This window comes from Syntrophorhabdus sp. (assembly GCA_012719415.1).
Lineage (GTDB): Bacteria > Desulfobacterota > Syntrophorhabdia > Syntrophorhabdales > Syntrophorhabdaceae > Delta-02.
Window position 1 is genome coordinate 1 of sequence record JAAYAK010000160.1, and the last position, 5,796, is coordinate 5,796.

Annotated in this window: 6 protein-coding genes; 5 read left to right on the forward strand and 1 reads right to left on the reverse strand. The window is 57.1% G+C overall.

Features of this window, described 5'->3' with window-relative positions:
• Window positions 1–18: 18 nt before the first annotated feature.
• Window positions 19–636 carry a hypothetical protein gene (locus tag GXX82_09585; GenBank protein ID NLT23286.1) on the reverse strand — a complete coding sequence of 206 codons (618 nt, stop codon included), beginning with the start codon at window positions 634–636 and terminating at the stop codon, window positions 19–21.
• A 50-nt stretch (window positions 637–686) separates the two neighbouring features.
• Here GXX82_09585 and GXX82_09590 point away from each other — a divergent pair, with 50 nt between their 5' ends.
• From GXX82_09590 to GXX82_09610, 5 genes are all read left to right on the forward strand, one after another.
• A complete protein-coding gene (locus tag GXX82_09590) occupies window positions 687–1,550 on the forward strand; it encodes an acetyl-CoA carboxylase carboxyltransferase subunit beta (protein ID NLT23287.1) in 864 nt (287 codons plus the stop codon).
• Window positions 1,547–2,818 carry a bifunctional folylpolyglutamate synthase/dihydrofolate synthase gene (locus GXX82_09595; protein NLT23288.1) on the forward strand — a complete coding sequence of 424 codons (1,272 nt, stop codon included), beginning with the start codon at window positions 1,547–1,549 and terminating at the stop codon, window positions 2,816–2,818. The genes GXX82_09590 and GXX82_09595 overlap by 4 nt, the downstream gene beginning before the upstream one ends.
• Window positions 2,805–4,856 carry an LPS-assembly protein LptD gene (locus GXX82_09600; protein ID NLT23289.1) on the forward strand — a complete coding sequence of 684 codons (2,052 nt, stop codon included), beginning with the start codon at window positions 2,805–2,807 and terminating at the stop codon, window positions 4,854–4,856. Before GXX82_09595 ends, GXX82_09600 begins: the two co-directional genes overlap by 14 nt.
• 16 nt (window positions 4,857–4,872) lie before the next feature.
• Window positions 4,873–5,619, forward strand: a complete 747-nt coding sequence (locus tag GXX82_09605) for an NTP transferase domain-containing protein (protein ID NLT23290.1) — start codon at window positions 4,873–4,875, stop codon at window positions 5,617–5,619.
• On the forward strand, window positions 5,616–5,796 hold a 181-nt coding region (locus tag GXX82_09610), incomplete at its 3' end, for a dTDP-4-dehydrorhamnose 3,5-epimerase (protein NLT23291.1). The genes GXX82_09605 and GXX82_09610, both read left to right, overlap by 4 nt.

Consider the following 5,796-nt stretch of genomic DNA (forward strand, 5'->3'; position numbering starts at 1 on the left):
AGGGAGAATGGTCCCATTCTACCGCTTCGGAACGGTTTCTTTTATGAAATCGATCAGCTCCATCTCTTTTCCGGCATAGAAATGGGTGGTATCGATGACCTTGAGGTGCTTGTCCAGGGTGGTGAGATTCTTGTAGAGATCGTAGAGGTCATCCATGGGGGCTATGTCGTCGTACGTGCCGCCCACGATAATGATCTCCTTGCTAAAGCCTTTCAGGTGTTCATACTTGTATATAAGGCAGGGAAATGACACGAGAAAAAGACTGTCGAACCTGTCTATTTCAAGCGCCGATCTGCTGATGACCCAGGCGCCGAAGGAGTAGCCCGCAAGCGTGATGTGCGCGTCGTTGTCCAGGTGCTCTTTCAGGACCCCGTACGCCGCGGTGGCGTCACGCACCTCTCCGTCACCCTCGTCGTATTCGCCCTTGCTGTTCCCCACGCCCCGAAAGTTGAAGATGAGGGTGGTAAAGCCCTGGGCCGCGTACCCGTCCTCGATGGCGCTGACAACGTTATTGTACATGTTCCCGCCATAAAGAGGGTGGGGATGGCACACGACGACGCCCGCTTTCCTGCTCTGGCGGCGGAGCAATCCCTCGACACTCTGGTCCGACTCTATGGTGACCCTTTCTATTGACATGGCCATACTTATTTTGGTAGTTTTTCAACAAAAATTCAACAGGAAAAGTAATGGGATTATTCAAAAAAAGGGATAAAGAGAAGAAACCCTACCGTGAAATAAATATCCAGAAAGAGATCTCGCGGGCGGAAAAGGAAGAGTCGCTCTGGAGGAAATGTAATTCTTGCCAGGAGCTCCTGTACAGGAAAGAGGTCGAGCGCAATCGCCATGTCTGCCCCAAGTGTTTCTACCATTTCCCCATTTCCGTCGAGAACAGGATAGCGTTGACCTTTGACAGGGGCAGTTTCACCGAGTTCCATGAAAAAGTGGAGCCCGTGGACTTCCTGAGGTTCAAAGACACGAAGCCATACAAGACACGGCTCGTCGAGACACAGGAAACGGCGAAACGGTTCGACGCCCTGATGTGCGGCAGCGCGAAGATAGGCGGCATCCCCGTTCTCACCGCGATCTTCGACTTCAATTTCATGGGTGGCAGCCTGGGGAGTGTTGTGGGAGAAAAGATCACACGGACCCTCGAAGAAGGGGCAAGGCAGAAGATGCCGGTCATCCTCTTTTGCTCCTCCGGCGGTGCCAGGATGCAGGAAGGGATCATGTCGCTCATGCAGATGTCCAAGGTCTCCGGAGCCATCTATCACCTCAAGAGCAATGGGGTTCCCTATATAACGGTTCTCACCGACCCCACCCTTGGCGGTGTCTCGGCCAGCATGGGCATGCTCGGCGACATCATCATCGCCGAACCGAAGGCGATGATCGGTTTCGCGGGGGAAAGGGTGATCAAGGAAACGATCAAGGCCAAGCTGCCCCCGGGTTTTCAGCGGGCGGAATATCTCCTGGAGCATGGAATGATCGATATGATCTCCTCCCGTAAAGAGCTGAAACAGACACTGCACACGCTGCTGTCCCTGATCACATGAATGATGACCGCTATGAAAGATCGCTGGAATACCTTTCTGGCCTCGAGAGATTCGGCTCCGTTTTCGGACTCGAGAACATAGGCCGGCTTCTCGGCACGATAGGCGACCCTCACAGGTCCTTGAGGACGGTCCACGTGGCGGGGACGAACGGCAAGGGGTCCGTCGCCACGATGGTTTCCTGCATACTCAAGGCGGCGGGTTACCGGGTCGGAAAGTACACGTCGCCCCACCTGGTTTCCTTCACGGAGCGCATCACCGTCAACGAGGAAGAGATCGCGGAGGATGAGGTCGCCTCTCTCACGGAGTACATTCGTGACAGGGCCCATCGGAACGGGTCGGGACCCTTCTATACCTACTTCGACTTCACGACGGCGCTGGCCTTCGAGCACTTCCGGAGGGAGAAGGTAGACATGGCCGTCGTGGAGACGGGCCTCGGCGGAAGACTGGATTCCACGAACGTCATAGAACCGCTGACAACGGTCATTACCAATGTCGCCTTCGACCACATGAGCGAACTGGGAGGGACCATCGGTAAGATCGCCCGCGAAAAAGCGGGGATCATCAAGAAAGGCATTCCCCTTGTAACAGGCGCCCGGGGCAAGGCCCTCGGGGTGCTCGCCGATCGGGCCCGGGAGCTTGGCAGTCCGATCCACGTGCTGGGAAAGGATTTCCTCTGCAGGAAGAGGGGTGACAGGCGCTTCTCCTACCGGGGGATCGGATGGGATTGCGATGATATCGCCCTTAACCTTGAGGGGGACCATCAGCTCTCGAACGCGGCCCTCGCGTTGTGCGCGATCGAATCGCTTGCACGTGCCGGGTTCCGCGCCGGTGAGGAGCATGTGAGAGACGCGCTGGCTTCGGTGAAATGGCAGGGACGGCTGGAGACGGTCAGCGAGCGGCCGCTCGTCATACTCGACGGGGCCCACAACCTTTCCGGCGTGCGCGCGCTGGCGAGGTTTCTCCGCTCCCGCTACCGGGACCGCAGGAAGGTCCTCGTTTTCGGTGTCATGCGTGACAAGCAGTACGGAAGGATGCTCGAGGCCATGAACGGCTGCGTGGACCTTGCCATACTCACGCAGCCGAAAACGGAGCGCGCCCTCGAGGCCGAGAGCATGAAGGGTTTCGCGCACAACCCCATCGTCACGAAAGATACGAGAAGCGCCCTCAGAAAGGCGCGGCAGCTTGCCGGGGACAGGGACCTCATCCTTGTCACGGGTTCACTCTATACGATCGGAGAGGCCAAACGGGCCGTCAATGAGATATTCTAGGATCCTTGTCATAGCGATGGTTTTCGCCCTTTTTCTGCCCCTTGTATCCCGGGGACAGCAGATCGGTGTCCGTGGCGGCGACGTGAAGGGTCCGGTGGAGATCATCGCCGATCAGGTGGAGCATGACCGGGCGGCGAATACCTACACCGCCCGCGGAAACGTCGAGGTCAGGGAAACGACGCGCACCCTTTTTGCCGATTACGTTTTTCTCGATGACAACACCCGTGACGTCACCGCTGAAGGCAATGTCGTCTACGAAGACCTGGGGGACCGGATCGAATGCGAGTGGATGCAGCTCAACCTCGAGACCAAGAAAGGGACCCTGGAGAAGGCGCGGGTTTTCATAAAGACGGGCAATGTCTATATCAACGGCTCCGAGATCGAGAAGACCGGGGAATCCCAGTACAAGATCAAGAAAGGAAAATTCACCACCTGCGGCTGGGACAAGCCGGAGTGGACGTTCACCTCCGACGAGGTGGACATCACCGTGGAGGGGTACGCGAAGACGAAGTCCACCACCTTCCATATCCTCGGCGTCCCCGTGTTCTATATCCCCTGGGGGGTCTTTCCCGTGAAGGCGGAGAGGCAGTCGGGATTTCTCATACCCGAGATGGCCCTTTCTTCGGCGGATGGGGCCAAGTTCAAGATGTCCTATTTCTGGGCCATCTCGAAGGACAAAGACGCCACGATGTCCGCCGAATACATCGAGAAGAGGGGCGTCAACCTCGGTACCCAGTTCCGGTACGCCTTGAGGGAAGACCTCAAAGGAGAACTGGAAGGGAACATCATCGACGACAGCGATTACGGGCACACGCGATACCAGGTGAAGGCGAAGCACCAGCAGGTCTTCTTCAAGGACCTTCAACTCAAGGCCAGCATATGGCAGGTCTTCGACAACGATTACCTCAAGGATTTCGGAAAGTCCATCCAGGAACGCAGCGAGAGCCAGCTGAAGTCGACGATCTTCGTCGAGAAGCCCCTGCCCCGGTCGCTGCTCACCGGCGGGGTCACCCAGTTCAGGAACCTCCTCATGAGGGACGACAGCACATTGTTCCAGTATTATCCCGAGGTGACCTACTTCACCGAATACATACCGGTGTTCGGCGGGAAGATGTACCTCGACCTCAACAGCTCCCTCACCAATTTCTATCGCGACACGGGAGGAACCTATACGCGCTTTGCCGTCGATCCGTCGTTGAAGCTGCCATACTCTTTCAACGGCCTGAACACGATCCTCAGCGGTACTCTCTACGAGACGGGCTACGCGGTGAACCGCAGCGAGGGCACGGGAAGCAACAGCAACTACCGCCAGACCTTCCGCCTTGACGGCGATGCCAACATGCAGTTCATGCGGGGTTACAATACGGGATGGTCCTGGTTGGAATCGATGCAAAGCGTGGTACGGCCGAATGTCCGGTACACCTTCATCCCCAGCACCGGCTACAAGGACGCGCCCAAGATAGACGCCTACGACAGGATGAACCAGACGAACGCGATCACATATTCGATCAACCACTATCTTTACGATACTTCGGGGGAGACCGGTTTCAGACGGGAGATGTCCTTTTTCGAGGTGTCCCAGACCTATGGCATCTCGGGTAACCTCGAGGAGTCTGAGCTTTACAAGGGTTCGGGATCGCGCTTTTCCGACATCGACCTGAAATTCAGCCTGTCGCCGCTAGACTATCTCAGCTTTGCGCATGAGAGCGTTTTCAGTGTCTACGGGGAAGGGGCGAAAACATTGAGGAACAGCCTTACGTACCTCATCCCCGGGGTGTACAGCGCTGTCGTGGCACACAACTACAATTCGGGGCTCAACAACGATATCTTCGTGGAGATGTTCGCCGCGTACTGGCTTTTTGAAGGGGGCTACAACATCAGGTACACGTTCATGGAAAAGGACTGGATCGACACGGAGTATCACCTGAGATACAAGCCGGGCTGCTGGTCCGTGGTGCTGTCGCTGTCGCAGACCAAGAGGCCGAGGGACACGAGCTTCAAGCTCTCCTTCGACCTCACGGGCATCACGTCCCGGTAGAAGGAGGAGGGTTAACATGAAGGGCATCATACTGGCAGGCGGTCTGGGATCGCGCCTCGCGCCTCTCACACGGATAACGAACAAGCATCTTCTGCCCGTGTACAACAAGCCCATGATCTACTATCCCATAGAGACCCTCATCAACGCGGGCATAACGGACATCATGATCGTGACGGGCGGCAACCACGCGGGGGATTTTCTGCGCCTGATGGGCAACGGAAAGGATTTCGGGCTCAAGCATCTCAACTACACTTACCAGGAAGGGGAGGGAGGCATCGCCGACGCCCTGTCCCTGGCAGAGTACTTTGCCGATGGGGAACCGGTCTGCGTCGTTCTTGGCGACAACATCATCGAACGGAACATCATCAAGGCCGTTCACGACTTTGAAAGGCAGGGGAAAGGGGCGAAGATCATGCTCAAGGAAGTCCCCGATCCGGAAAGGTTCGGCGTTGCCGAGATCGTGGACGGCAACCTCGTCAACATCGTGGAGAAACCGAAGAATCCCCGGAGCAACCTCGCCGTCATAGGGATCTATCTTTACGACGCGGCCGTTTTCGACATCGTAAAGACCTTGAAGCCCTCCGAGCGGGGCGAGCTCGAGATCACGGATGTGAACAACGCCTATGTGAGGAACGGAGCAATGACGTGGGAGATGCTTGACGGCTGGTGGACGGACGCGGGCACCTTCGAATCCCTGCTCCGTGCCAGCGTGCTCGTTTCGCAGACGGGGGCCAACAACGTGGCCCCGGGGGAGAGGACATGATAGACGGCGTAGCCATCAAGATGCTGAAGGTGATCCCCGACGAGAGGGGCAGGCTCATGGAGATCCTCCGCAGTGACGACGAGATCTTCACGCGCTTCGGCCAGGTCTACATGACGACCACATATCCCCAGGTGGTGAAGGCGTGGCACTACCACGGGAAGCAGGACGACCTCATCG

Excerpts from the sequence above, each read along its gene's own strand:
- GXX82_09585 (NLT23286.1), bottom strand. The coding sequence starts at position 636 with ATGTCAATAGAAAGGGTCACCATAGAGTCGGACCAGAGTGTCGAGGGA.
- GXX82_09590 (NLT23287.1), top strand. The coding sequence starts at position 687 with ATGGGATTATTCAAAAAAAGGGATAAAGAGAAGAAACCCTACCGTGAA.
- GXX82_09595 (NLT23288.1), top strand. The coding sequence starts at position 1,547 with ATGAATGATGACCGCTATGAAAGATCGCTGGAATACCTTTCTGGCCTC.
- GXX82_09600 (NLT23289.1), top strand. The coding sequence starts at position 2,805 with ATGAGATATTCTAGGATCCTTGTCATAGCGATGGTTTTCGCCCTTTTT.
- GXX82_09605 (NLT23290.1), top strand. The coding sequence starts at position 4,873 with ATGAAGGGCATCATACTGGCAGGCGGTCTGGGATCGCGCCTCGCGCCT.